Raw genomic sequence first — 26,726 nt, forward strand, 5'->3', positions numbered from 1 at the left:
ACATCTGCCGGCCGAGAGAACGGGTATTGCCCGCATCCTCGGCGGGCAGCTGTTCTCTCGCGGTCCGGCGGGCACGCGAACGGGGGCGTCGGGGCGGGATGCCGCGGCGCGGCGCGTGCGCGAAGGCGCGCCCGACATCGTGTACGTTGGCGGTCGTGCCGCTGACAGACCTCCCCCTCGCAGACCTCCGCACCTTCCTGCCCGATGTGGCCGAGCCCGCCGACTTCGACGCGTTCTGGCGTCGCACGCTCGACGAGGCCCGGGCCGCGGCATCCGACCCCGTCGTGGTCGCCGTCGACTCGCCGGTCACCGAGCTGATCGTCGAAGACCTCACCTTCAGCGGCTTCGGCGGCGAGCCGATCCGCGCGTGGATCATGCGTCCGCGCACCGACGAGCCGCGGCCGGCGATCGTCGAGTACATCGGCTACAACGGCGGGCGCGGCGTGCCCGGCGAGCGCCTGCAGTGGGCCGCGGCCGGCTACGTGCACATCCTCATGGACACGCGCGGGCAGGGCAGCGGCTGGGGCACCGGCGGCGACACCCCCGACCCGCACGGATCCGACGGGGCCGTGCCCGGGTTCATGACCCGCGGCATCCGGCAACCCGACACGTACTACTACCGCCGCGTGTTCACCGACGCCGTGCGTGCGATCGACACCGCCGCCGCGCTGCCCTTCGTCGATGCCGAGCGCATCAGCGTGACCGGCGGCAGCCAGGGCGGCGGCATCACGCTGGCCGCCGCCGCGCTGCACCCGGCCGTGAAGGCCGCGATGCCCGACGTGCCGTTCCTGTGCCACTTCCGCCGCTCGGTCGAGATGACGCCCGACCACCCGTTCCTGGAGATTGAGCGCTACCTCGCCGTGCACCGCACCGAGGTCGACCGGGTGTTCGAGACGCTGTCTTACTTCGACGGCGTGAACTTCGCGCGCCGCATCACCGCACCCGCGCTGTTCTCGGTCGGACTCATGGACGGCATCGTGCTGCCCTCGAGCGTGTTCGCCGCGTTCAACCACTGCGGATCGGACGACAAGCACATCGAGGTCTACGAGTTCAACGGCCACGAGGGCGGCCAGACCGAGCAGTGGCTGCGCCAGGCCCGCTGGCTCGCGGAGCGCGTCTGAGCCGCGGCATCCACCCCGCTGCCTCTCGCCCGCGTCGCTGAGAGTGCAGCTGGTAGACGAGAGATAGGGAAGCAACCGCATCCTCGTCCACCCGCTGCACTCTCACGGTTCGAGAGGCGGGGCAGGCGGGGGCGGGATGCCGCGGTGCGGCGCCTCAGGTGAGGCCGTGTTCGAACGCAAACACGACCAGCTGCACGCGGTCGCGCAGGGCGAGCTTGGTGAGGATGCGGCTGATGTGCGTCTTCACTGTCGCCTCGGAGAGGTACTCGCGCGCCGCGATCTCGGCGTTCGAGAGTCCGCGCGCGGCGAGCGCGAAGATCTGCTTCTCGCGCTCGGTGAGCTCGCCGAACGACGGCGGCACCGGCTGGGTCGCGGCATCCATCGTCTGCGCGAACAGGTCGCGGGTGGCGGATGCCGCGATCACGGCCGAGCCCGCGTGCACGGTGCGGATCGCCGCCAGCAGGAACTCGGGGTCGGCGTCCTTCAGCAGAAAGCCGCTCGCCCCCTGCCGGATCGCCCGCGCCGCCGCCTCGTCGAGGTCGAAGGTCGTCAGCATCACGATGCGCGGTGCGTCGTCGTCGCGCAGCAGCTCGGCCGTGGCGGCGAGCCCGTCCATGTTGGGCATGCGGATGTCCATGAGCACCACATCGGGGTGCGTCGCGCGCACGACGTCGATCGCCTCACGTCCGTCAGACGCCTCGCCGACGACCTCGAGGTCGGGCTGCGAGTCGATCACCATGCGGATGCCGGCGCGGAACAGCGCCTGGTCGTCGGCCAGCACCACGCGGATCATCCGGGTCCTCCGATCGGGATGCCGGCACGCACCACGAATGCGCCGGCCTCGGCTCCGGCATCCAGTGTGCCACCCACCAGCAGCGCCCGTTCGCGCATGCCGATGAGGCCGTGCCCGTGCGAGCCGGAGACGGGTGCGGAAGGCGGCGCCGCGGGGGCGGGCAGCGCGTTGCGCACGACGACATCGACCCGCGCGGGCAGCCAGGCCAGGCCGACGTCCACGGGTCCGGTGCCGCCGTGGCGCAGCGCGTTGGTGAGAGCCTCCTGCAGGATGCGGTAGACGGCCAGCTGCACGGCCGCGGGCACCTCGCCGCGCGGCGCCGGATCGACAGTGACCCGGATGTCGAGCCCCGCAGCCTTGACCTGGCCGAAGAGCCCGTCGAGGTCGGCGATCGTAGGCTGCGGGCCGTTCTCCTGACTGTGGCGCAGCTGCGCGAGCAGCAGGCGTACATCGGCGAGCGCCGAGCGCGCGGTGGACGAGATGGTGCCCAGCGCGGCGGACTGTGCGGCGGAGTCGGATGCCGCGGCATAGCGCGCGCCGTCGGCCTGGGCGATCACGACCGCGAGCGAGTGGGCGACGACGTCGTGCATGTCGCGGGCGATGCGGGTGCGCTCCTGCTCGGCGATGGCGTCGGCCTGTGCACGCTGCTGGGCCGCCCGGTCGACGCGCGATCGACGGGTCGACCGCACAAGGGCACCGACGGTCCAGGCGAGCAGGAACGCGAAGATCGCGGCGATCACGATCGCGACGATGACGCTCACGCCGGTCGCTGTGAAGTCGATGTTGCCGGGCACGATGTACAGGTAGAGCACGGCGACCACGGCGCCCGCGATCGCCGAGCCGAACCCGAACCAGAAGACGCGGATCGTGCCGTAGGCGGCCGCGGTGTAGAGCACCGCGAACACGGCCAGCGACGCCGGTCCCGGCACGCGACCGAACGTCATCTCGACGAGAGCGCCGGCCCAGGCGATGCCGAGCGCGAGCCCGGGTGACAGCCGGCGCAGCGCGAGCGCCGAGCCGAAGACGACGCCGGCCAGCAGGCCGATCGGCAGGCTCCACTGCTGCGAGGTGTTCACGGCGATCTCGATCGGCGCCGTCGCCAGCGCGAACAACGCCGCGATGACGACGTCGACGACGATCTGATACGACTGCAGCGGACGGAGCACACCCTCACGCTACGGGAGGGGCCAGACCCGCGGCATCCACCCCTCGATGTATTCCGCCGGTCAGGTCCTCACGCCTCCAGCCTCTGGCGCAGCACGTACTGCAGGATGCCCCCGTGGCGGTAGTACTCCTGCTCGGTCGGGGTGTCGATGCGCACCACCGCGGTGAACTCGCGCGCGTCGCCGCCGTCGGGCTGCACTCGTACCGTGACCTCGTGCGGCACCTGATCCTGCCCCTCGATGCCGACGACCGCGTAGGTCTCGGTGCCGTCCAGGCCGAGCGACTCCGCGTTCTCGCCCTCGCGGAACTGCAGCGGCAGCACGCCCATGCCGATGAGGTTCGAGCGGTGGATGCGCTCGAACGACTCGGCCAGCACCGCCTTCGCCCCCAGCAGCAGCGTGCCCTTGGCCGCCCAGTCGCGCGATGATCCCGAGCCGTACTCCTTGCCGGCCAGCACGATCAGCGGGGTCTCGTCGGTCGCGTACTGCTCGGAGGCCTCGTAGATCGTCGTCTGCTCGTCGCCGGGCAGCACGCGGGTGAACCCGCCCTCGACGCCCGGCACCAGCTGATTGCGCAGCCGGATGTTCGCGAACGTGCCGCGGATCATCACCTCGTGGTTGCCGCGCCGCGACCCGTACGAGTTGAACTGCCGCGGCTCGACACCGTGATCGGTGAGGTACGTGCCGGCGGGCGAATCCCGCTTGATGGTGCCCGCGGGCGAGATGTGGTCGGTGGTGACCGAGTCGCCGAGCTTGGCGAGCACCCGCGCGCCGGTGATGTCGTGCAGCGTGCCGGGCTCGACGCCCATGCCGTCGAAGTACGGAGGCTTGCGCACGTAGGTCGATGAGTCGTCCCAGTCGAAGCGGTCGCCCTCGGGCACCGGCAGCGAGTTCCAGTTCTCGTCGCCCGCGTAGACGTCCGAATAGCCCTCGGTGAACATGCGCGCCTCGACGCACGAGTCGACGACCTCCTTGATCTCCTTGCCGGTCGGCCAGATGTCCTTCAGGTACACCGGCTGCCCGTCGCTGCCCTCGCCCAGCGGGTCGCGGGTGAGGTCGACGTGCATGGATCCCGCGAGCGCATAGGCGACCACGAGCGGCGGCGAGGCGAGGAAGTTCATCCGCGACTGCTGGTGGATGCGGCCCTCGAAATTGCGGTTGCCGCTGAGGACGGATGCCACGGTCAGGTCGCCCTCGTCGACCACGGCGCTGACCTCATCGGGCAGCGGGCCCGAGTTGCCGATGCACGTCGTGCAGCCGTAGCCGACGAGGTTGAAGCCCAGCTCGTCGAGGTAGGGGGTCAGCCCCGACCGCTCGAAGTAGTCGGTGACCACGCGCGACCCGGGCGCCAGCGACGTCTTCACCCACGGCTTGGACTTCAGTCCCTTCTGCACGGCGTTGCGCGCCAGTAGCGCCGCACCGATCATGACCGACGGGTTCGAGGTGTTCGTGCACGAGGTGATGGCGGCGATCACGACGTCGCCGTTGTCGACCCGGGTCTGCTGCCCGTTCATGGTCAGCTGCTGCGGGTTCGACGGCCAGGGCACCGACTCGAGGTCGTCGTCCCGCTCGATGACGGCCGCGGCGGGCTCGAACATGTCCTCCTCGCCGAGGAAGGGGTCGGATGCCGGGAACGTGTCGTCGATCGCATCGTCCAGTGCCGTCAGCGTCGTGACGTCGGCGGTGGGGTCGGCCAGCAGGTGCTCGACGGTGTGCCGCGCGAGGGCGAGCGGAATGCGGTCCTGCGGACGCTTGGGGCCCGCGATCGACGGCTCGATCGTGCCGAGGTCGAGTTCGACGATCTGCGAGTACTCCGGCTCGTGATCGGGGTCGTGCCACAGGCCCTGTTCCTTGGCGTACGCCTCGACGAGCGCGACGCGCTCGGGGCTGCGACCGGTGAAGGTGAGGTAGTCGAGGGTCTCCTGATCGATCGGGAAGATCGTGATCGTCGACCCGTACTCGGGGCTCATGTTGCCGATCGTGGCGCGGTTGGCCAGCGGCACGTTCGCCACTCCGGGGCCGAAGATCTCCACGAACTTGCCGACGACGCCGGTCTTGCGCAGCAGCTCTGCGACCGTGAGCACCATGTCGGTGGCGGTCACGCCCTCGCGCAGCTCGCCGGTGAGCTTGAGGCCGATGACCTCGGGCAGCAGCATCGACACCGGCTGGCCGAGCATGGCGGCCTCGGCCTCGATGCCGCCGACGCCCCAGCCGACGACTCCCAGGCCGTTGACCATCGGGGTGTGCGAGTCGGTGCCCACGAGCGTGTCGGGGTAGGCCTGCGGCATCCCCTCACCATTGTCGTCGGCGCCGAAGACGACACGCGCCAGGTACTCGAGGTTGACCTGGTGGCAGATGCCGGTGTCGGGCGGCACGACGACGAAGTCGTCGAAGGCGTGCTGCGCCCAGCGCAGCAGCTGGTAGCGCTCGCGGTTGCGCTCGAACTCGAGGTCGGCGTTGATCTTGGCCGACTGCGGGCGTCCGAAGCTGTCGGCGATGACCGAGTGGTCGATGACCAGCTCGACGGGGATCAGGGGGTTCACCTTCTGCGGGTCGCCGCCCAGGTCGTCCATCGCGTCGCGCATCGCGACGAGGTCGACCACGCACGGGACGCCGGTGAAGTCCTGCAGCAGCACGCGGGCGGGCGTGAACTGGATCTCGGAGTGCCCGACGTCGTGCGCGCTCCACGCGGCGAGCGCGCGCACCTGGTCGGCGGTGACGGTGACACCGTCTTCGTTGCGCAGCAGGTTCTCGAGCAGGATCTTCAGGCTGTACGGCAGTCGTTCGCTGTTCGGGATGCTGCTCAATCGGTAGATCTCGTACTGCTTGTCTCCGACGGTGAGCGTGTCCTTCGCTCCGAAGCTGTTCGTCATCGATATCGCCTCCCGGCACGAGCGTTCGACGCCGCCCACCCGGCGACGCCGTGACCTATGGCCCATCATGCTCCGGAATCAGGGCCCTCGGCCACCCCCTGCGCATTCGCCGCCGGCCGAAGCGCGGCGGGCCGACCGGCTGCCGTCGCCGCACATCCGTCGCTGTTGCACGGGCGCAGGCCGACTCGTGCGCAACAGCGACAGATGCTGCGGGCGTTTCAGCGGATGAGCGCGCAGACCCGATCAGGAAGCGGATGCCGCGGGCACGAGCGGCCGGTACTCGTAGAACGTCTGCAGGGCGATCGTCGTGCGCGTGCGCACGGAGGCTGCCTGACGGATCTGCCCGATGAGCCGCTCGAGCTCGCGCGGCGAGGCGACGCGCACGAAGAGCATGTAGCTCGCCTCGCCCGCGATCGAGTGGCAGGCCTCGATCTCGCTCAGGTGCTCGAGCAGCTCGGGCGCGTTGTCGGGCTGGGCCGGGTCGAGCGGCGAGATCTCGATGAACGCGGCGAGCGGCTTGCCGACGGCCTCGGGGTCGACGGTCGGTCGGTATCCCGTGATCACCCCGCGCGACTCGAGGCGGCGCAGCCGCGCCTGCACGGCCGAGATCGACAGCCCGACCTCCTCGGCGAGCTGGGTGAGCGTGGCGCGCGCGTCACGCGAGAGGGCGGCGAGCAGGCCGGTGTCGACCGCGTCGAGGTGTTCGGGTGTCACATCCGCCATGACCGTAATATTATCGGTGTGATGGCGTTATCGCCGTAAATATTCCAGGATGCGCCGCAGGAGGACACCCCCAGCGGCCCGACCCTCAACGATCGGAGGTTCCAATGTCCATCAGCCAGACGCACGACGTTCGTGCGACCAAGGCCGTCGTCGGAGAGCCCGAGGTCCTTGAGGACGGCCGCACCCTGGACGGCACGGCCGCCGGGGTCGAGACCTCCCCCGCGTGGCTCGCACTGAAGCAGGCGGCCATCGATCTGCAGCAGCTCCAGGAGCAGGACGGCTCGGTCGCCGAGCACACCGACCGCGCCGGTGAGCTCGTCGATGTGGTCATCGCGTCGATCACCGAGCTGGCGCCGCTCTTCCCGCACGATGAGGCCTACCTCGCAGCATCCATCGCCGATTTCGAGCGCTGGAAGAGCGAGGGCCTGGGCGTTCCGGACTTCTACGACTCGCTCGTCGCGTTCCACCCCGAGCAGCACCGCGTCGACGGGCTGCGGCACCTGGTCGTCTTCCCGATGTACACGCAGAACGGGTCGCGCAACCGCTATGTCGAGGCGCTGATCGCCGAGGTCATCTGGCCCGAGTTCATCGCCGAGCTGCAGGCCGGCGACTACTCGAACAAGCTGTTCGTCTCGCTGCGCCTGGTCGACTTCACTCCCGGCTACGACACGAACTCGGCCGTGCTGTTCCCCGAGACCGTGGCGATGCGCGAGATCCCGCAGTTCACCTGGGGCGCGATCTTCCAGGACCGCGAGGCGGCACGTTACCGGCGCGTCGTGCGCGCGGCATCCGACATCACGAAGCTCGACCTGCCCGACGACGCTGCACGCCTGCTCGACGACCAGAACCTCGCCGAGGAGACGTTCGTGATGTGGGACATCATCCACGACCGCACGCACATGCGCGGCGACCTGCCGTTCGACCCGTTCATGATCAAGCAGCGGATGCCGTACTTCCTCTATTCGCTGGAGGAGATGCGCTGCGACATGACGGCGTTCCGCGAATCGGTCGCGATCCAGCACCGGCTCGAGGCGCAGGACGAGCTCACCGAGGTCGAGCGGCAGATCCTCGATCACGCGAGGCTCGTGCAGTACGCGGTCATCTTCGACCGGATCTTCCGCTTCCCGCTCACCGGCTCGCGCGTGCGCAACTACGACGGACTGGGCGGGCAGCTGCTGTTCGCCTGGCTGCACCAGCGCGACGTGCTGCACTGGACCGACACCTCGCTCGCGTTCGATTGGGAGAACGTGCCCGCCGCGGTCGTCGCGCTGGGCGACGCGATCGACGAGCTGTACTGGCGCTCGATCGACCGGCCCAAGACCGCGCACTGGCTGGCCGCGTACGAGCTCGTGCGCTCTGTGCTCGCGCCGAACCCCGCCTCGGCGTGGGCGCGCGGCCTGCCCGACGAAATCCTCGCGGGTGCGCCGAAGGGCTACACCGACGCGGTGCTGGACGACGAGTTCCCGCTCTCGATGTTCTACGAGGCCCTCGGCAAGAAGATGGGTGACGTGATCGCCTCGACCGCGGGCATCACAGGGCGCGACTGAGTTCGGGTGCGGCCGCGTGGGCGGCCCTACGGGCGCGGCCCGCGCCTCGCGCTGCGCCGAGTTGTTACGCTCACAGGATTCGGAGGATCGCGCAAACCTCGGATGATTTGGCCGGAACGGTCCGAGGTTCGTTGCATCTTCCGAACGCTGTGAACGGCGGCACCGAGAAGGAGCATCTGACATGACCGATCTGACCGGACGCACCGTGCTGATCGCGGGCGCCACGAGCCGCAGCGGACTGGTCGCGGCGCGGACGCTGGTGGATGCCGGAGCCCAGGTGATCGCGGTCGGCCACGACCCGGTCAAGCTCGAGCAGCTCGCCGAGCAGCTCGCCGCCGACGCGGCGTGGATGACCGAGGCCTGTGACCTGACCGACGAGCAGGCCGTCGACGCACTGGCCGAGCGGCTGCACGCCCGCGGCCTGCGCGTCGACGGCCTGCTGCACCTGGTCGGCGGCTGGCGCGGCGGCGGCGGGCTGGCCGGTCAGAGCGACGCGGACTTCCGCTTCCTCGAGCGGTCGCTGACGGCGCTGCGGTTCGTGACGCGGGCGTTCGACGGCGACCTGCGCGCGTCGAGCGCGGGGCGTCTGGCGATGCTCTCATCCACCGCCGTCGCGCGCCCGCTGGCGGGCGGGGCGAACTACGCCGCGGTCAAGGCCGCGAGCGAGGCCTGGATGCGCGCGGTCGCGCAGGGCTTCGCGAAGGCGGCACGGGATGCCGGAGCCGACCTGGCCGCGGCATCCACCGTCTTCCGCGTCACGACGCTCGAGGGCCTCGAGCAGACCGTCGCCGACCGGTTCGTCGCCCTGTGGGACGAAGACGCGCCCGACGTCAACGACACCGTCGTGGAACTCGCCCCCGGCCGCTGAGCGAGGAGCGCGGCGACGCCCCGCCGCGTTTCGACTCGCTCCGCTCGCTCAACGACCGGGGCCATGTCATCCTCCCGGCGTACGGACGCCATCCTTCAGGCCGATCCGCCGGGGGCGGCCTGTTCCATAGCGTGAGGGGCATGCACAAGAACTCCGTGAGACTCCTCGCCGTGGCCGCCCCGCTCGTTCTCGTCGGCACCCTCGCCCTCTCGGGCTGTGGCGCGCTCGACAGCTCGGGCTTCATGGGCCGCCTCGTGTTCGACGACAAGCACGAGGCCGAGCTCGAGTCGAGCACCGACATTCCCGCGTGGGTGCCCGCCGACGCGTCGACGATCGTCATCGACTACATCGGCGACGACGGCGGCTACCTCATGAAGTTCGCGTCGTCCGACGGTGTCGGCGCCTCGAAGTCGTGCGTCGCCGTGGCCGGTGACACACCGCTCGCGCCGGCGATCACGACCGACTGGTGGCCGAAGGCGTCGCTCACCGACGGCCGCCTGCGCTGCGGCGACGCGCAGCTCGCGCGGGTGGACGACGAGTGGTACGCGTGGGTGCAGGCATAGGCGCGCGAATTAGAGTGGATACTCGTGACCCCTTTGCATGACCCGCAGCTGCGCGGCTTCGCGAGCGACAACTATTCCGGCATCCACCCCGAGATCCTGGCGGCGATCGCCGCGGCCAACGAAGGGCACCAGATCGCCTACGGGGAGGACGTCTACACGGCCCGTCTGCAGGAGGTGTTCGCCGCGCACTTCGGCGAGGGCGTCGAGGCGTTCCCGGTGTTCAACGGCACCGGAGCGAACGTCACCGGACTGCAGTCGATGCTGCCGCGCTGGGGCGCGGTGGTCGCGGCATCCACCGCCCACATCAACGTCGACGAGCAGGGCGCTCCCGAGCGGGTGGGCGGCATGAAGCTGCTGACCGTGCCCACCGACGACGGCAAGCTCACGCCCGAGCTCGTCGACCTTCAGGCGTGGGGCTGGGGCGATGAGCACCGCGCTCAGCCGCTCGTCGTGTCGCTGACGCAATCGACCGAGCTCGGCACGCTGTACACGCCCGATGAGCTGCGCGCGATCACCGACCACGCGCACGGGCTCGGCATGCACGTGCACATGGACGGCGCGCGGCTGGCCAACGCCGCCGCATCGCTCGACCTGCCGCTGCGCGCGTTCACACGCGACGTCGGCATCGACGTGATCAGCGTCGGCGGCACGAAGAACGGCGCCATGGGCGCCGAGGCGATCGCGGTGCTGACCCCTTCGGCGTCGGCGGGGCTGACCTATCTGCGCAAGCTCAACATGCAGCTCGCATCGAAGATGCGCTTCGTGTCGGCACAGCTCGTCGCACTGTGGGAGGGCGACCTCTGGCTGCGCAACGCCCGGCACTCCAACGCGATGGCGCAGCGCCTGCGCGCCGGCGTGGAGGCGGGCCTGGCCGACGGGTCGATCCGCGGGGTGGGCTTCACGCAGAAGACGCAGGCGAACGGCGTGTTCGCCACCCTGCCCGACGGCGTCGCGGACCGGCTGCGCGAGTCGTTCCGCTTCTACGATTGGGATGCCGCGCGCAACGAGGTGCGCTGGATGTGCTCGTTCGACACCAGCGAGGACGACATCGACGCCTTCGTCGCGGCGATCGCGCGCGAGACCGGCGCCTGACGCGCAGGGCCGCTGCGCCCGCGGGAATTCGCGGATCGCGGACCCGTCCGCCGGCCCTCACCGGTTGATGACTCAGGAGCATCAAGAGGTGAGCCACGGCGTAGCAACCGTGCGCTCACCAGTTGATGACTCAGGAACATCAACGGGTGAGCGAAACAGGGGGTCCTGCGGCGCTCACGTCTTGATCAGCCAGGGTTATCAACTGGTGAGGCGCCGGGACACAGTGCGCGCGGGCGCCGAAAACGGCACCCGCGCGTCAGAGGAGGGTCAGGCCTGGGCGTCCTCGATGATCCGCTCTGCCTCGTCGACGACCTCGGCCTCGGCCGCGGCATCCGCCGACTCGTCGTCGTCGGCCTCCGCGGTGTCGGCGGTGTCCTCCGCTGTGGCGGCGGTGTCCTCCGCGGCATCGACGACGTGCTCGGCGACGGGCTCGGCCGAGGCATCCACCTGCTCGTCCGCAGCAGCCGTCTCGACGACCGGCTCGCCCGCAGCACCGGCCGGCAGCAGCGACTCGGGGCGGATGAGCTCCTTGACCTCAGCCATGAAGCTCGTCAGCTGGTGCTGGCGCCAGCGCAGCTGACGCGTGTTGTCTTCGGCGTCGCGCAGCACGCCCTGCGTGTGCGAGGTGACCAGGTCCATGATCTTCTGGGCCTTGGCACGCGCCTGCTCGAGCGTGTCGCCGGACTTCACACGCGCGTCGGCCTCGATCTTGTGCGCCTGCGCACGGGCGAGACGCTCGTAGTCGTCGGCCTTCGCCGAGACGCGCTTGGAGTGCTCGAGGGATGCCGCGACCTGCTCGTTCGCGTCCGCCGTGATGCGCTCGGCGTGCGCGACGGCCTGGTTGTGCAGCACGAGGAACTCCTGGTGCGCGTCGTCCTGCCGGCGCGTCAGCGACTCCTCGAACTCGAGCGCACGCACGCGCAGCTCGCGCACGGCCTCTTCGGCTTCGGCGCGGTCGCGCGTGGTCTCGCGGGTCACCTGTGAGCGGAGGGCTGCCACGCCCTTCTCCGCCTCGGCGCGGATCGCCGCCGACTCCTGCTCCGCCTGCGCGACCTTCTCGCTCGCGTGCGCGGCCTCGCGCTCGATGCGGGCCTCGTGCGCCGTGACCTCGGTCTCAATGCGCAGCCGCACCTGGGCCGCCTCGTGCTGGGCCTGCGCGATGATCGCGTCGGCCTCCTGCTGCGCCTGGGCACGGCGGTTGTCGATCTCTCCGCGCGCGGCCTCGAGCAGCCGGTCGCCCTGCACCGACGCGTTCTTGATGAGGGTCGACGCCTGCTCCTCGGCGACCCGCAGGATCTCTTCGAAGTGCTTGCGGTTCGGCGAGTCGCCCTCGCCGGTCAGCTCCTCGGTGAGGGTCTGCAACTGCTTGCGGGCGTTGGCCAGCTCGGCCTGCGCGGCCCCCAGCTCGCCCTGCAGACGGGCGGCCTCGGTCGCGATCTGCTCACGCTCGGCGGCGGCCTCCTGCGTGAGCTCGGCGCGGAGGTGCTCGGTGCGCTCGGTCGCCTCGGCGCGAACGCGGGCCAGCTCTTCGGCATCGGCCGCGTGCGCGGCCTCGACCTCGCCGCGCACCCGCGCGACCTCGTCGGCACGCACCGCGTCGGCGGTCTCGAGCGCGGCGCGCAGGCGCTCGATCTCCTGCTGCGCGCCGGCACTGCGGTGCTGCTGATCGCGCAGGGTGGCGAGCTCGTCGCCGCTGTTGCGCAGGCGCGCCATGAGGTCGTTGATGGTGGCGTCGACCTCATCCTTGTCATAGCCGCGGAAGGCGGTCGTGAACTCAGAGGTCGCCGCGCCGGTGTCGGCGAGCAGGCTGTCGAAGGAAAGGGGCGCAGTGGACGGGGCGTGGTCGGACATAGGGGGTCTCCGGCGGGGGTGGATGCCGCGGCGTCGCGGCGAATTCGGGCTCTTGAACCCTACCCCGCCCGGCTGTGTGAAAGAAAAGGAATGCGTACGATTCCGTGGCCGTCCGGACTGCCCGCCGCGCTTCGACCGCGGCGTCGATCAGCGCAGCGCGCCGACGCTGGCCAGCGCCATGCGCAGCAGGGTGCCGCGGCCGCCCTCCATGTCAGCGGCGACGGCGTCGGATGCCGCTTCTTCGGGCGTCATCCACGTGACCTCGAGCGCATCCTGACGCGGATCGCAGGTGCCGGTGACCGGCACGACGAACGCCAGAGACACCGCGTGCTGCCGGTCGTCGTGGAAGGCACTCAGGCCCGGCAGCGGAAAGTACTCGGCGACCGTGAACGGTGCCGGCTGCAGCGGCAGCTGCGGGAAGGCCATCGGCCCGAGGTCGTTCTCCATGTGCCGGAACAGTGCGTCGCGGATCGTCTCGGCGTAGCGCACCCGGCCCGACACGATCGTGCGGGTGATCTCACCGAGGGGCGTGGCGCGCAACAGCAGCCCGACCTGCGTGACCGCGCCCATGCCGTCGGTGCGCACCGGCACTGCCTCGACGTAGAGCATCGGCAGCCGGCGGCGTGCCTCGGCCAGCTCGAGCTCCGTCAGCCAACCGGGGTTGGCGGCCGCGTCGCCCGCGGGTGTGCCGAACGAGCCCAGCGACCCCGGCACGAAGGGCTCACCGGCGCCGAGCCCGTTGCCTTCGGGCTCTTCGGGCTCCGGCTCGGGGTCAGGCGTGCGGACGGGGGGCATGCCTCCTGTATACCCCACGCGGTCGACATCGGCCCGGACCCGGCCCGCCGACCCGCCCCTGTGCGCGCACACGCCCTGGCAGACTGGGCGCATGGACGAGCTGCGCATCGACCCCGACGTCGCACTGTGGTCGGCTCCGGCATCCGACCGGCCGGACCGCCCGCTGCTGGTGCTGCTGCACGGCTACGGCGCCGACGAGAAGGACCTGTTCGCCCTCACCCCGTTCCTGCCCGACGATTTCGTGTGCGCGGCGATCCGCGCCCCGCTCAGCCCGCCCTGGCCGGCCCCGGGCTACTCCTGGTACCCGATCGAAGACGTCATGGACGTGCAGCTCGCGGGCCGGGACCCGGCGCGGGTGACGGCCGCGGCATCCACTTTTCTCGAATGGCTGGATGCCGCAGCCGACGACGCGCAGACGGTCGGCCTGCTCGGCTTCTCGCAGGGCGCGTCGGTCGCGCTGCAGTCGCTGCGGCTGCGGCCCGACCGGTTCGCGTTCGCCGTGAACCTCAGCGGCTACGCGGCACCCGGTGATCTGCCGCGCGACGCCGAGCTGGCCGCGGCGCGCATCCCGGTGTTCTGGGGGCGCGGTGCGCGCGACGACGTCATCCCGCCCGAGCTCGTCGAGCACACCGCGCAGTGGCTGCCCGCGCACAGCGACCTGTCGGGCCGGGTCTACCCGGGCCTCACGCACAGCGTGTCGGAGGAGGAGCTGGCCGACGTGCGCGCCTTCCTCGACAAGCGCCTCGCGGCGATCTGACGCTTCCCGGTCGTCGAGCGAGGGCGCGAGTCGAGACGACGGGTGGGCCTCAGTACGTCAGCCCGTGCCCGAAGCGGAACAGCGGGTCGGCGGTGTCGAAGGGCACGTCGGGGCGGGATGCCTCGACCGCCGCCATCGAGCGCGGCAGGTCGAACGGCAGCGTGGCGCGGGGCGTGACGACCCCGGTCAGCACGTCGAGCAGCGCGGCGGCGCTCGCGCCCCAGTTGACGGTCACCGCGGCGGCGACCTCGACGATCGGCGTCAGGATCGCGGGCCGGTCGGCGAACACGTCGACCACGGTCGGCACGCGCGCGGCGATGTCGCGCACGTGCGCGAGCACGTCCTCCGCGAAGTCGAGCGAGCCGGAGTGGAAGAAGTTCTCGAACGTCGTCGCGCGCTCCTCGAACGGCGCCTGCAGCCGCAGCACGGCGACGTCGGCGTCCTCGGGGCGCTCGACGACCTCGCCGTAGACGGCCGCGGCCGCGGCATCCATCCCCTCCACGTACACGCGCAGTCCCCGCTGCAGCGGCAGCACGGCGTCGCGGTTGGTCAGCAGCGTGATCGAGGCGCGCTGCGCGGCCTCGCCCGCCGCGCGGAACTCCGCCTTGCCGACGATGGCGTCGGCGGCGTCCTCGTCGACGAACGGGTCCTCGAACAGGCCCAGCTCGAACTTCTCGCGCAGCAGCCGGCGGGCCGACACGTCCAGCCGCGCCTCGTCGATCTCGCCGTCGCTCACCAGTGCGATCAGCAGCTCGGGGCAGGCCTCGCCGCCGAACTGGTCGGCTCCGGCATCCAGCACCTTCTTCATCCGCTCGCGCGGCGTGAGGTGCTCGACGCCCCAGGCGCGGGCGGGGAACGGCTGACCGAAGATCTCGGCGTCGCTGATCAAGCCCCAGTCGGTGCAGACGACGCCGTCGAAGCCGAGGCGCTCGCGCAGCAGCCCGGTGACGACCGAGCGGTTGAAGCCGAACCCGACCTCTTCGTACGCGGTGCCCACCGGCATGCCGTAGTACGGCATCATCTGGCGGGTGCCCGCCGCGATGAGCGCCTCGAACGGCTTCAGGTGTCGCTCGAACTCGCCGCCGGGGTACACCTGCTCGCGGCCGTGGGCGAAGTGCGGGTCCTCGCCGTCCTTCTGCGGACCGCCGCCCGGGAAGTGCTTGGTCATCGTGGAGACGGATGCCGCACCGAACGACTCCCCCTGGAAGCCCCGCACGTACGCGGCGCCCAGGCGCGAGGTCAGCGCGACGTCCTCACCGAACGTCGACGCCTGCCGCGACCAGCGCGGCTCGGTCGCGAGATCCACCTGCGGGTGCAGCGCCGCGCGCAGCCCGACGGCGAGGTACTCCTGCCGGGCGATGTCGGCGAAGCGCTCGACGGTCGCCTCGTCGCCGATCGCCGCCAGCCCGAGCGGCTCGGGCCACTGCGAGAACGGGCCCGCGAGCATCGCGGTGCCGGGGTTGTCGGTGAACGAGTGCCGAGGGTCGGTCGAGACCGTCACGGGGATGCCGAGACGAGTGGATGCCGCGAGCCGCTGCAGCTCGTTGTGCCAGTGCGCGATCTCGCGGGCGCTCGTGGTCGTGCCGAACAGGTTGACGTGCGTCATCCGCCGGCTCTCGACCAGGTCGACGGCCGAGGGCATGCCGAACACGGGGTCTGCGGCATCCATCTCGGCGACGCCGATCATGGTCTGGAAGAGCAGGCCCGCCTTCTCTTCGAGCGTCATCTCGCCGAGCAGCAGCTCGACGCGCTCGGCGACGGGCAGCGCGGTGTCGAGCCAGGGGCGTGCGGTGGTGGTCTCGGGCATGGTCACTTGACTCCCTTGATGCGGTAGACGAGCACGGCGCCGGCCAGCGCGACGAGCGCGCCGAACAGATACCAGGTGGAGTAGCCGCCGATGGCGGTGCCGGCGCCCAGCGCGATGATGCCGGGGGCGATGGCGGGCGCGAGCGACTGCGGCAGGGCGTTGGCGATGTTGAGCACGCCGAGGTCCTTCGCGGTGTCGTCGGGGCTCGGCAGCACCTGGGTGGCAAGCGCCAGGTCGACGGAGAAGAACGAGCCGGCGCCCAGGCCGATGATCGCCTGCGCGATGATCACGACCGTGATCGTCGGGGCGAAGGCGAGGATGACCAGGCCCACGACCATGATCACGCCCGCGATGGCGACGAACGGGCGGCGCTTGCCGACCTTGTCGGAGAGGAATCCACCCAGGGGGCTGGAGATCGCCATCATGACGGTCGAGGCGAGGTTCGCGATGAGGATCGTGGTGATCGCGCCCTGCTCGGTGAGTTCGAAGCGCTCGGTGAGGTAGTAGGGCAGGAAGGTCGCGATGCCGGCGTAGCCGAACATGATGAAGAACTTCGTCAGCCACGTCCAGCCGAAGTCGGGGTGCTTGGCGGGGTTGAACACGAACGAGCCGAAGAACTGGCCGATCGTGAACCGCTGCGCGGGCTTGTGCTCGAGGCGGCGGTCGCGCAGCACGACCACGAAGAAGACGATGAACACGAGCGCGACCAGACCCGGGGCGAAGAAGCGCATGACGTCGCTCGCGATGTAGTTGATGAGGAAGCTGCCGGCCAGGATCGCGAGGGGCGTCGTGATGCCGACGATGCCCGACACCCTGCCGCGCGAGGCGACCGGGACCTGGTCGGGCAGCGTCGCGTTGGCGGCGGCGAGCACGGCGTTCAGGGCCGCCTGCGCGAGGCACCAGCCCACCAGGACGACCCAGATCGAGGTCGCGGCGCCGATCAGGCCGAGGGCGGCGACACCGATGACGCCGCCGCCGATGATCCACGGGCGGCGCATGCCGAAGCGCGAGGTCGTGCGGTCGGAGAGGCGCCCGGCGAGCGGGTTGGCCACGAGCGCGAAGATCGCGCCGACGCCGAGGACCAGACCGAGCTGGGCCGTGGCCTCTGAGACGGAACCGGCGATGTGCTGGATCTTGAACGCCATCGACACCAGCACGGGCGTGAGCAACGCGAGGTAGATGCCGAAGTTCACGGTGGCCAGGCCCGGCGTGTACCCGCGGGGCGTGCGCTCGGGAGTCGTGCCGGGCGTCTTGATGCCCGTCGTCCCCGCGGCGGCCGCGCTGGCGGCCGACGACAACTCTGTCATGTCAAAGGTCCTCTCCTGCCGTCGACTCCGACGGTCGGGTGACAGCATACACATAATCCGACCGTTTGGTAACTGAAAAGAGACCGAATGGTTACCGAGTACGATGGCGGAGGAGGCGACCGTGACCACCACAGCAGCGCAGAAGACGCGGACCGAGCAGACCGGGCTCACCCGCGCGCGCATCGTGTCGGCGGCACGACTGCTGTTCACGACGCGGGGCTACCGCGCGGTCTCTCTGCGCGACATCGCCGCCGAAGCAGGAGTCACGCATCCGGGTCTCCTCCGCCATTTCTCGGGCAAGGAGGAGCTGCTCGACCTCGTGCTGAAGGAGTTCGACGACCGCACCGACACCGAGACGTGGCAGGCGCTGGTCAGCGAGGCGGACGGCGCCCTCGCCTTCTCGCTCGCGGCCGACCGCAATGCGCGCATCCCCGGGTATCTGCCGCTGTTCGCCGGACTCGTGGGCGAGGCATCCGTCGCCGGTCACCCCGCGCACGCGGTCATGCGCGGCCACGCCGAGCGCTTCGGTCCCGCCGCGCGGGAGGTCATCGACGCGGCGATCATCGACGGCACGGTGGCGGCGGACCGCGACCCCGACGGCGAGGCCCTCCGCCTGATGGCGGCGTGGGACGCGCTGCAGGTCGTCGAGCTCTACCTGCCCGACCGTGTCGACACCGCCGCCATGATCGCCGAGCACGAGCGCCTGCTCGCCTACCCGTTCGGCTGGCGCGACCCGTCCGATGCGGTGACCGGCAGGGCCCCGATCGCCGCGACGAGTCAGATCGCGCCCGACGCCGAGGCCGCGGGCGGATACCGCTCGGGCCGTGAGCGCCGCGCGCGCATCCTCGCCGCCGCGATGACGCTGTTCGCCCGCGAGGGGTACGCCGACACCAGCCTGCGCGACCTCGCGGCGAAGGTGGGCGTGTCGAAGTCGGCGCTCTACCACCACTTCCCCTCGAAGGACGCCCTGCTGCTCGCCGTGCTCGAAGAGCGCGACCGGCTCATCGACGTCGCGATCGGCGAACTGACGATGGACGGCGCCGCCGACTTCCTGCGCGCGCTGCCCGACGCGGCCGAGGAGAACGACCGCACGCAACCCGGCCTCATCGAGCTGTACGCGGTGATCTCGTGCGAGGGGATCCCCACCGATCACCCCGCGCACGACTACTTCACCGCGCGCTTCACGCACGCGCTCGACAGCTTCGAGGCGATGTTCCGGGCCGCAGCATCCACCGGCGAGCTCCCCTCGCATCGCGACCCCGCCCACGAGGCGGCCTGGCTGCTCGCCCTCTGGGACGGGCTGCAGTACCAGTGGCAGTACGACCGGGACGGAGTGGATGTCGCGGCCCAGTTGCGCGCGCATCTCGACGACGTCCTGCCCGCGTGACCCCGGCCCAGCAAGCGCCCGGCCCCGTCTGCTATCGTGGGCGATCCCTGTCCCCGACGTGAGGAATGAAGTGACCGAGATCTTCGCCGCGTGCTGACGCTGCGCTGATCCGTCGATTCTCGACGTGTCGCGCCGTCACCGAACAATCCGCTGCCTCTGCAGCACGTTCGCGCGCCGACCGTCGATCTCGTTCCCCTCCTCTGGGCTGCCTCGGGCATCGGTGTCGGCGCACCCCGACACCCGAGGAGGACCCTCATGCCCACCCCATCCATCGTTCTCGACCGCGTCTCGTTCGCCTGGCCCGACGGCTCCGTCGCGCTGCGCGAGGTGTCCGGCGCCTTCAACACCGGCCGCACCGGCCTGGTCGGCCGCAACGGCTCGGGAAAGTCCACGCTCCTGCGCCTGATCGCGGGGTCGCTGACCCCGACGAGCGGGCACGTGACCGCGGCATCCGACATCGCCCTTCTCCCCCAGCAGCTCACGCTGGGCACCGACCGCTCCGTCGCGGAGCTGCTGGGCGTCGCCGACGTCCTCGCCGCGGTGCGCGCGATCGAGTCGGGCGACGTCGACCCCCGCCACTTCGACACCATCGGCGACGACTGGGACATCGAGGCGCGCACGACCGCGGCGCTGTCCGAGGCGGGACTGCCCGACGACGCGCTGGGCCGCACGGTCGGCGAGCTGTCGGGCGGCGAGGCCGTGCTCGCGGCCGTGGCCGGCATCCGGCTGCGGAACGCCCCGATCACCCTGCTCGATGAGCCGACCAACAACCTCGACCGTGACGCGCGGGCGCGGCTGTACGACCTGGTGCGCGCGTGGCGCGGCACACTGGTCGTGGTCAGCCACGACACGGCGCTGCTCGAGCTCATGGACGACACCGCCGAGCTCTACGAGAACACGCTGAGCGTGTTCGGCGGACCGTACTCCGAGTGGCGCGCGTGGCTTGCGACCGAGCAGGACGCCGCGCGCCAGGCCGAGCGTGCGGCGACGCAGTCGCTCGCGCGCGAGAAGCGGCAGCGCATCGAGGCCGAGACGAAGCTCGCGCGCCGCGCAGCCGTCGGCCGCAAGGCGCAGATCGAGAAGCGCGTGCCCGGGATCATCGCCGGCGGCCGCAAGCGCGCCGCCCAGGTGTCGGCCGGCAAGCTGCGCACCGAGGTCGGCGAGAAGGAGGCCACCGCCCGCGCCGCGCTCGATGCAGCCGAGCGGCGTGTGCGCGACGACGACGCGGTCGTCATCGACCTGCCCGATCCGGGTGTGCCCGCGGGCCGCCGCATCGCAACGCTCGGCGACGGCGAGCGCGCGTGGATCGTGCAGGGTCCCGAGCGGGTCGCCCTGATCGGCCCGAACGGCATCGGGAAGACGACGCTGCTCGAGCGGCTGGTGGCCTCGGCCGTTCAGAACTCAGCAATTCTCGTCGATTCGGGCGCTCAGACGGCCGAATCGGGCGTCTCGCGCGCGGATGTGCTGAGTTCTGCACACGCGCAGGCCCACACCGACCGCATCGGGTACCTGCCGCAGCGCGTGGACGGGCTCGACGACGCGGCATCGGTGCTCGAGAATGTGCGGGATGCCGCGCCCGCCGTGCCGCCCGCCGAGATCCGCAACCGGCTGGCCAGGTTCCTGATCCGCGGCGACGCCGTCGAGCGGCCGGTCGGGTCACTGTCGGGCGGCGAGCGGTTCCGGGTCGCGCTCGCCCGGCTGCTGCTGGCCGACCCGCCGCCGCAGCTGCTCGTGCTCGACGAGCCGACGAACAACCTCGACCTCGACACGGTCGATCAGCTCGTCGAGGCGCTGTCGGCCTATCGCGGCGCGGTGCTCGTCGTGAGCCACGACGACGCGTTCCTCGATCGGCTCGGCATCGACACGACGCTCGAGCTCACGCCCGAGGGCGTGGTCGAGCGGGGGTGAGCCGGCCGCGGGGGCACACAGGCTTCGGAGCATCGCGCCGAGCTCGGAGCATTCCGGCCGAACGGTCCGGAGATGGCGCGATCCTCCGAAGCCTGTGAGGGGTGGATGCCGCGGGCCGCGGCATCCACCCCCCCCGCTCACGCCCAGCGCATGAGCACCCTTCGCGAGAGGATGGGTGCATGAACACGCTCGTCCGGCCCCGTCGGGGGCGCATGATCGCCGGTGTCTGCGCCGGACTCGCCCGCCGCTTCGGCATCAGCCCGTTGGCGATGCGCGTCATCGCCGTGGTGCTGGTCGCCGTGTTCGGCCTGTCGCTGTGGGCCTACGTGCTGCTCTGGATCGTCATGCCGACCGAGCGCTGACGCGCAGCGGTCAGGCGAACGGCGTGGCCGCGATGATCGTGACGGTGAGCTGTGCGCCGCTGGGCGCGGCGTAGCTGACTTCGTCGCCCACGCGGCGACCGTCGATCGCCGATCCCAGCGGCGAGCTCGGCGAGTACACGTCGATGTCGGCGCCGGCCTGCACGAGGTCGCGGCTGCCGAGCAGGAACGTCTCGACGGAGTCGTCGCTGTGGAACTTCACGGTGATCCGCATGCCGGCCTCGACGACGCCGTCGTCGGGCTTGGTGCCCACCTCGGCGCGGCGGATCAGGTCTCGCAGCTCGAGCACCCGCGGCTGCGCGGCCTCATCGCCGGCTGCGGTGAGCTGCTCGAGCTCGGCGTGCAGGGCCGCGAGTGCGGCAGGGGTCATCCAAACGGTGTGAGTAGCGGTGACATCGGTCATGATCGGCTCCCTTCCCACTGACTCTTCATAGGTGGCAAAGAAAGACCAGCTTATCCCGGATGTCTGACCCCGAGGTCAGAATGGAGAGGATGAGTGACACTTCGGCAAGCTCAGCGCAGCGTGTGCTGAGCCGCTTCGGCGCTGCGACCCGGGAGTGGTTCCGCGCGGCCTTCAGCGCGCCGACCGATGCCCAGCGCGGGGCGTGGGAGGCCGTCGCCGGCGGCAAGCACGCCCTCGTGGTGGCGCCCACCGGGTCGGGCAAGACGCTGGCCGCGTTCCTGTGGGCGATCGACCGGGTGTTCCATGATCAGGATGCCGTGGCCCCACCCCGACCGAAGACGCAACGCACGCGCATCCTCTACATCTCCCCCCTGAAGGCGCTCGGCGTCGACGTCGAGCGCAACCTGCGCTCGCCCCTGGTGGGCATCGCCCAGGCCGCGCGGCGGCTGGGCGTGCCCGGGCCCGAGATCACCGTGGGAGTGCGCAGCGGTGACACCCCGGCATCCGACCGCCGAAAACTGCTGACCGCACCGCCCGACATCCTCATCACGACGCCCGAGTCGCTCTATCTCATGCTCACGAGCCAGGCCGCCGAGACTCTGCGCGGCGTCGACACGGTCATCGTCGACGAGGTGCACGCGGTCGCGGCGACCAAGCGCGGCGCGCATCTGGCCGTGAGCCTCGAGCGCCTCGACGACCTGCTGGAGAAGCCGGCGCAGCGCATCGGCCTGTCGGCGACGGTGCGGCCGATCGACGAGGTGGCGCGGTTCCTGGGCGGTGCGGCACCGGTCGAGATCGTCGCACCGCGGGCGTCGAAGACGTTCGAGCTGCACGTGGTGGTCCCCGTCGACGACATGCAGAATCCCCCTCCGGTGGTGCCGGTGGATGCCGCGACCGCCGTCGACGACGACTGGTTCACCCCCGACGGACCTGCCGAGAACACCGAGGTGACCGGCTCGATCTGGCCGCACGTCGAAGAGGCGATCGTCGACCGCGTGCTCGAGAACCGGTCGACCATCGTGTTCTCGAACTCGCGCCGGCTGGCCGAGCGCCTCACCGGCCGGCTCAACGAGATCTATGCCGAGCGCATCGGGGCCGAGATCCCCGAGCCTGCTGTGCCTGCGGCGATGATGGCCCAGGCGGGCTCGACCGCGGGCGTGGCGCCCATATTGGCGAAGGCCCACCACGGCTCGGTGTCGAAGGAGCAGCGCGCCCAGGTCGAAGACGAGCTGAAGTCGGGCGTGCTGCGCTGCGTCGTGGCGACCAGCAGCCTCGAGCTCGGCATCGACATGGGCGCGGTCGACCTGGTCATCCAGATCGAGGCGCCGCCATCCGCGGCATCCGGCCTGCAGCGCATCGGACGCGCCGGGCACCAGGTCGGCGAGATCAGTCGCGCCGACCTCTTTCCCAAGCACCGCAGCGACGTGCTGCACACCGCGGTCGTGACCGAGCGCATGCTCGCCGGGCAGATCGAGGCGATCGCGGTGCCGGGCAATCCGCTCGACATCCTCGCCCAGCAGACGGTCGCCGCCTGTGCGACCGGCCCGGTCGACGTCGAGGGCTGGTACGAGACGGTCAAGCGCAGCGCGCCGTTCCGCACGCTGCCACGCTCGGCGTACGAGGCGACGCTCGACCTGCTGGCGGGGCGCTTCCCCTCCGACGAGTTCGCCGAGCTGCGCCCGCGCGTGGTCTGGGATCGCGATCACGGCACGCTCACCGGTCGGCCCGGAGCGCAGCGCATCGCCGTCACGAGCGGCGGCACGATCCCCGACCGCGGGCTGTTCGGCGTCTTCGTCGCCGGCGAGAAGGTCGGTGCCCGCGTGGGCGAGCTCGACGAGGAGATGGTCTACGAATCGCGCGTCAACGACGTGTTCACGCTCGGCACGACGAGCTGGCGCATCGTCGAGATCACGCACGACCGGGTCAACGTCGTCCCGGCGTTCGGGCAGCCGGGCAAGGTGCCGTTCTGGCACGGCGACGGCATCGGGCGCCCCGCCGAGCTGGGCGAGGCGCTGGGGAAGTTCGCCCGCGAGCTGGCCACCGCGCCGCGCGAGAGATCCGAGATGCGGCTGGCGGAGTCCGGCCTCGACGCCAATGCGATCACCAACCTGCTGCGCTATCTGGCCGAGCAGCGCGAGTCGACCGGCACCCTCCCCACCGACAAGACACTGACCGTCGAACGCAGCCGCGACGAGGTCGGCGACTGGCGTGTCATCCTTCATTCCCCGTACGGCATGCAAGTGCACGCGCCGTGGGCGCTGGCGGTGAACGCGCGCATCCGCGAGCGGCTCGGCGTCGACGGATCGGCGGTGGCCAGCGATGACGGCATCATCGCGCGGATTCCGGATGCCACGGCCGACCCGCCGGGCGCGGAACTGTTCGTCTTCGAACCCGACGAGATCGACCAGATGGTCACCGAAGAGGTCGGCGGATCGGCCCTGTTCGCCTCGCGGTTCCGCGAATGCGCGGCGCGCGCCCTGCTCATGCCGCGGCTGAACCCCGGGCGCCGCAGCCCGCTGTGGCAGCAGCGGCAGCGGGCGTCGCAGCTGCTCGAGGTGGCACGCCGGTACCCGACGTTCCCGATCATCCTCGAGACCCTGCGCGAGGTACTGCAAGACGTCTACGATCTGCCGGCCCTGCTGCGCGTGATCCGCGGCATCGGCGAGCGCCGCATCCGCCTCGTCGAGGTCACGACGAACCAGCCGTCACCCTACGCGCGCGACCTGCTGTTCGGATATGTCGGTGCGTTCATGTACGAGGGCGACTCGCCCCTCGCCGAGCGCCGGGCTGCGGCGCTGTCGGTCGACCCCGCGCTGCTGAGTGAGCTGCTCGGCAAGGTCGAGATGCGCGAGCTGCTCGACCCCGAGATCATCGCGCAGTTCGAGCGCGAGGCGCAGCGCCTCGACCCCGAGCGGCATGTGCGCGGTGTCGAGGGTGTGGCCGACCTGCTACGGCTGCTGGGACCGTTGGATGCCGCGGAAGTCGCCGCGCGGCTGGATGCCCCGGCCGACGCCACCGCCCACCTCGACACCCTGATCGCGACGCACCGCGCGATCCCCGTGACGATCGGGGGCGCGCCGCGCGCCGCGGCGATCGAAGATGCCGGCCGCCTGCGCGATGCGCTCGGTGCGGCGCTGCCGGTCGGCATCCCGACCGCCTTCCTCGAACCGGTCGCCGATCCCCTCGGCGACCTGGTGGCGCGGTTCGCGCGCACGCACGGACCGTTCCGCGCCGAGTCGGTCGCCGATCGGCTGGGCGTCGGCATCGCCGTCGCGCGGCTCACTCTGCAGCGCCTCGAGGCTGCGGGCCGGGTGACGAGCGGCTTCTTCCTACCCGAGACGACCGCCACCGACGAGACCGAGTGGTGCGACACCGAGGTGCTGCGCCGGCTGCGCATGCGCAGTCTCGCGGCGATCCGCGGCAGCGTCGAGCCGGTCTCGCCGCAGGCGTTCGCGCGGTTCCTGCCGGCCTGGCAGCATCTGACCCGCCCGCTCGAGGGCATCGACGGGGTGGCCGCGGTCATCGAGCAGCTCGCGGGCGTGCCGATTCCGGCGAGCGCGTGGGAGTCGCTCATCCTCCCCTCGCGGGTGAAGGATTACTCGTCGGGCATGCTCGACGAGCTGACCGCCACCGGTGAGGTCATCTGGTCGGGGCACGGGACGCTGCCGGGCCGCGACGGCTGGGTCGCGCTGCACCCCGCGGGCGATGCGCCGCTGACGCTCCCCGAGCCGGAGGGCGAGATCACGCCGGGGTCGCTCGAGGAGCGGCTCATCAACATCCTCGGCGCGGGCGGCGCGTACTTCACCGGGCAGCTGAAGACGCTGGCCGACGCCGAGTCCGAGCAGGACGTGATCGACGCCCTGTGGTCGCTGACCTGGTCCGGCCGAGTGACGAACGACACGTTCGCGCCGCTGCGGGCTCTGACCTCGGGCGGGTCACAGGCGCACAAGGCCGCGCGACGCACACCGCGGGCGCGGCTGTACCGGGGCATGTCACTGCCGCGGCCGAGCTCACCCCCGCGTCCGCCGACGCTGGGCGGGCGGTGGTCACTGCTGCCCGAGCCCGAAGGCGACCCGGCTGTGCGGGCGACGGCGACCGGCAGCCTGCTGCTCGACCGCTACGGCGTCGTCACACGCGGATCCGTGCAGGCCGAGCAGGTACCCGGCGGGTTCGCGCAGGTCTACCGCACGCTCGCCGGTTTCGAAGAGGCCGGGCACTGCCGCCGTGGGTACGTGATCGAGAAGCTGGGGGCGGCGCAGTTCGCGGCATCCACCACCATCGACCGGTTGCGCGAGTTCTCGGGACTCGCCGATCCGCCGCCGCGCGCGGGCATCACGCTCGCCGCCACCGACCCGGCCAACCCGTACGGCGCGGCGCTGGCCTGGCCGGCGCTCGAGGGATCGGCGCACCGGCCCGGGCGCAAGGCGGGCGCGGTGGTCGTGCTGGTCGACGGCGCGCTCGTGCTGTATCTCGAGCGCGGGGGCAAGACCGCGCTCGCGTTCTCGAGCGACGACGAGACGCTGGCGGCGGGATGCCGCAGCCTCGCCGAGACCGCGAAGACGCGGCGCCTCGAGACCCTGACGATCGAGCAGGTCAACGGCGAGATCGTCTACGGCACGGCCGTCGGCCGCGCGCTGCGCCAGGCCGGCTTCGTCGAGTCGACGCGCGGGCTGACGCTGCGCAAGGCGCCGCGCGGCTGACACCGCCGTGTGGTCGAGAGCATCCGGGCCGGCGTGACCTTCTGCGCAATCCTCTCCTGGGCTCGGGTCTCGAACCGCGCGCGCTGACGCACGATACCGTGGAGCAATGGCCAGAGCGACGTTCGACACCGTGCTGATCAACGGCAGCGTCGGCACGGGCAAGACGACCACTGCCGAGATGCTCGGCGGCATGGTCAGGCAGCGCGGCATCCCCGGAGCGGTGATCGACGTGGACTGGCTACGCCGATCGTGGCCCTCACCGGCCGGCGACCCGTTTCAGTCCACGCTGGCAATGGAGAACATGCAGGCGATCACCGCGAACTTTCGCCGCGCAGGAGCACGGCTGATCGTGGTCGCACACGTCGTCGAATCCGAAGATGAACTCGAACGCGCGGCTGCAGCACTGGCCGCGAGGAGCATGTTGCACGTTCGCCTGACCGCATCACCAGACGCGGTCCTTTCCCGGCTGACGAGACGGCACGACGACGACGAGACCGCGCTGCGCTGGCACGCCCAGCGTCACCCCGAACTGGCGGACATCCTCGATCGAGCGGGCTTCATCAACGATCTACGGATCGACACGACCGACAAGCCCGTTGCGAACGTCGCGCAGGAGATCCTCACCACGATCGTCGACTGAGCCTCACCGCCAGACTCCAACGCCCCATCCCCCGAATGGGAGACGCGC

General features: G+C 71.0%; 20 protein-coding genes. 11 read left to right on the forward strand and 9 right to left on the reverse strand.

From position 1 onward, the window contains the following. Positions 1–155: 155 nt before the first annotated feature. Complete coding sequence (locus tag ABMQ42_RS17695; protein ID WP_349724329.1) at positions 156–1,121, forward strand: acetylxylan esterase; 966 nt, start codon at positions 156–158, stop codon at positions 1,119–1,121. 154 nt (positions 1,122–1,275) lie between these two features. On the opposite strand, the gene ABMQ42_RS17700 is transcribed toward ABMQ42_RS17695, so the two are convergent. The 4 genes from ABMQ42_RS17700 to ABMQ42_RS17715 form a co-directional block, all read right to left on the reverse strand. Then, positions 1,276–1,914, reverse strand: a complete 639-nt coding sequence (locus ABMQ42_RS17700) for a response regulator (RefSeq protein ID WP_349724331.1) — start codon at positions 1,912–1,914, stop codon at positions 1,276–1,278. Then, complete coding sequence (locus ABMQ42_RS17705; protein WP_349724332.1) at positions 1,911–3,080, reverse strand: sensor histidine kinase; 1,170 nt, start codon at positions 3,078–3,080, stop codon at positions 1,911–1,913. Before ABMQ42_RS17705 ends, ABMQ42_RS17700 begins: the two co-directional genes overlap by 4 nt. A gap of 68 nt (positions 3,081–3,148) precedes the next feature. After that, positions 3,149–5,950 carry an aconitate hydratase gene (locus tag ABMQ42_RS17710; RefSeq protein ID WP_349724334.1) on the reverse strand — a complete coding sequence of 934 codons (2,802 nt, stop codon included), beginning with the start codon at positions 5,948–5,950 and terminating at the stop codon, positions 3,149–3,151. Positions 5,951–6,193: 243 nt separating this feature from the next. Further along, a complete protein-coding gene (locus tag ABMQ42_RS17715) occupies positions 6,194–6,673 on the reverse strand; it encodes an Lrp/AsnC family transcriptional regulator (RefSeq protein ID WP_349724335.1) in 480 nt (159 codons plus the stop codon). Between the two features lie 104 nt (positions 6,674–6,777). Here ABMQ42_RS17715 and ABMQ42_RS17720 point away from each other — a divergent pair, with 104 nt between their 5' ends. The 4 genes from ABMQ42_RS17720 (at position 6,778) to ABMQ42_RS17735 (ending at position 10,743) form a co-directional block, all read left to right on the forward strand. Next, positions 6,778–8,220: a DUF6421 family protein gene (locus tag ABMQ42_RS17720; protein ID WP_349724336.1), complete on the forward strand. Its 1,443-nt coding sequence runs from the start codon at positions 6,778–6,780 to the stop codon at positions 8,218–8,220. Positions 8,221–8,401: 181 nt separating this feature from the next. Further along, on the forward strand, positions 8,402–9,088 hold the full coding sequence (locus ABMQ42_RS17725; protein WP_349724337.1) for an SDR family NAD(P)-dependent oxidoreductase: 687 nt from the start codon (positions 8,402–8,404) through the stop codon (positions 9,086–9,088). A gap of 140 nt (positions 9,089–9,228) precedes the next feature. Further along, the gene (locus tag ABMQ42_RS17730) at positions 9,229–9,651 is read left to right on the forward strand and encodes a hypothetical protein (protein ID WP_349724338.1); all 423 of its coding nucleotides are present in this window, start codon (positions 9,229–9,231) and stop codon (positions 9,649–9,651) included. Positions 9,652–9,675: 24 nt separating this feature from the next. Continuing rightward, a complete protein-coding gene (locus ABMQ42_RS17735; RefSeq protein ID WP_349724339.1) occupies positions 9,676–10,743 on the forward strand; it encodes a threonine aldolase family protein in 1,068 nt (355 codons plus the stop codon). A 267-nt stretch (positions 10,744–11,010) separates the two neighbouring features. Here ABMQ42_RS17735 and ABMQ42_RS17740 read toward each other — a convergent pair whose 3' ends face one another. Together ABMQ42_RS17740 and ABMQ42_RS17745 are read right to left on the reverse strand one after the other, a co-directional pair. Beyond that, positions 11,011–12,594: a coiled-coil domain-containing protein gene (locus ABMQ42_RS17740; RefSeq protein WP_349724340.1), complete on the reverse strand. Its 1,584-nt coding sequence runs from the start codon at positions 12,592–12,594 to the stop codon at positions 11,011–11,013. Positions 12,595–12,741: 147 nt separating this feature from the next. After that, the gene (locus tag ABMQ42_RS17745) at positions 12,742–13,389 is read right to left on the reverse strand and encodes an NUDIX hydrolase family protein (RefSeq protein WP_349724342.1); all 648 of its coding nucleotides are present in this window, start codon (positions 13,387–13,389) and stop codon (positions 12,742–12,744) included. 91 nt (positions 13,390–13,480) lie between these two features. Between ABMQ42_RS17745 and ABMQ42_RS17750 the strand changes: the two genes are divergently transcribed. Continuing rightward, entirely contained in the window at positions 13,481–14,146 is a 666-nt protein-coding gene (locus tag ABMQ42_RS17750; RefSeq protein ID WP_349724344.1) for an alpha/beta hydrolase, read from the forward strand. Positions 14,147–14,195: 49 nt separating this feature from the next. Here ABMQ42_RS17750 and ABMQ42_RS17755 read toward each other — a convergent pair whose 3' ends face one another. Further along, positions 14,196–15,953, reverse strand: coding sequence for a glycoside hydrolase family 3 protein (locus ABMQ42_RS17755; protein ID WP_349724345.1), 1,758 nt, complete (start codon positions 15,951–15,953; stop codon positions 14,196–14,198). Positions 15,954–15,955: 2 nt separating this feature from the next. After that, positions 15,956–17,260, reverse strand: a complete 1,305-nt coding sequence (locus tag ABMQ42_RS17760) for an MFS transporter (protein WP_349724346.1) — start codon at positions 17,258–17,260, stop codon at positions 15,956–15,958. A gap of 121 nt (positions 17,261–17,381) precedes the next feature. On the opposite strand from ABMQ42_RS17760, the gene ABMQ42_RS17765 reads away from it, so the two are divergent. The 3 genes from ABMQ42_RS17765 to ABMQ42_RS17775 all read left to right on the forward strand — a co-directional run bounded on the left by ABMQ42_RS17765 (position 17,382) and on the right by ABMQ42_RS17775 (position 20,917). After that, on the forward strand, positions 17,382–18,647 hold the full coding sequence (locus tag ABMQ42_RS17765; protein ID WP_349724347.1) for a TetR/AcrR family transcriptional regulator: 1,266 nt from the start codon (positions 17,382–17,384) through the stop codon (positions 18,645–18,647). Positions 18,648–18,902: 255 nt separating this feature from the next. Then, on the forward strand, positions 18,903–20,555 hold the full coding sequence (locus tag ABMQ42_RS17770) for an ABC-F family ATP-binding cassette domain-containing protein (RefSeq protein ID WP_349724349.1): 1,653 nt from the start codon (positions 18,903–18,905) through the stop codon (positions 20,553–20,555). 179 nt (positions 20,556–20,734) lie between these two features. Next, positions 20,735–20,917 (forward strand): PspC domain-containing protein, encoded by a 183-nt coding sequence (locus ABMQ42_RS17775; RefSeq protein ID WP_349724351.1) that lies wholly within the window; start codon positions 20,735–20,737, stop codon positions 20,915–20,917. A gap of 10 nt (positions 20,918–20,927) precedes the next feature. On the opposite strand, the gene ABMQ42_RS17780 is transcribed toward ABMQ42_RS17775, so the two are convergent. Further along, complete coding sequence (locus ABMQ42_RS17780; RefSeq protein ID WP_349724352.1) at positions 20,928–21,338, reverse strand: GreA/GreB family elongation factor; 411 nt, start codon at positions 21,336–21,338, stop codon at positions 20,928–20,930. An 89-nt stretch (positions 21,339–21,427) separates the two neighbouring features. Between ABMQ42_RS17780 and ABMQ42_RS17785 the strand changes: the two genes are divergently transcribed. Then, positions 21,428–26,038, forward strand: coding sequence for an ATP-dependent helicase (locus ABMQ42_RS17785; RefSeq protein WP_349724354.1), 4,611 nt, complete (start codon positions 21,428–21,430; stop codon positions 26,036–26,038). A gap of 106 nt (positions 26,039–26,144) precedes the next feature. Continuing rightward, complete coding sequence (locus ABMQ42_RS17790; RefSeq protein ID WP_349724355.1) at positions 26,145–26,678, forward strand: AAA family ATPase; 534 nt, start codon at positions 26,145–26,147, stop codon at positions 26,676–26,678. Positions 26,679–26,726: the final 48 nt, after the last annotated feature.

The sequence above is a fragment of the Microbacterium sp. KR10-403 genome (assembly GCF_040196215.1).
Taxonomy (GTDB): Bacteria; Actinomycetota; Actinomycetes; order Actinomycetales; family Microbacteriaceae; genus Microbacterium.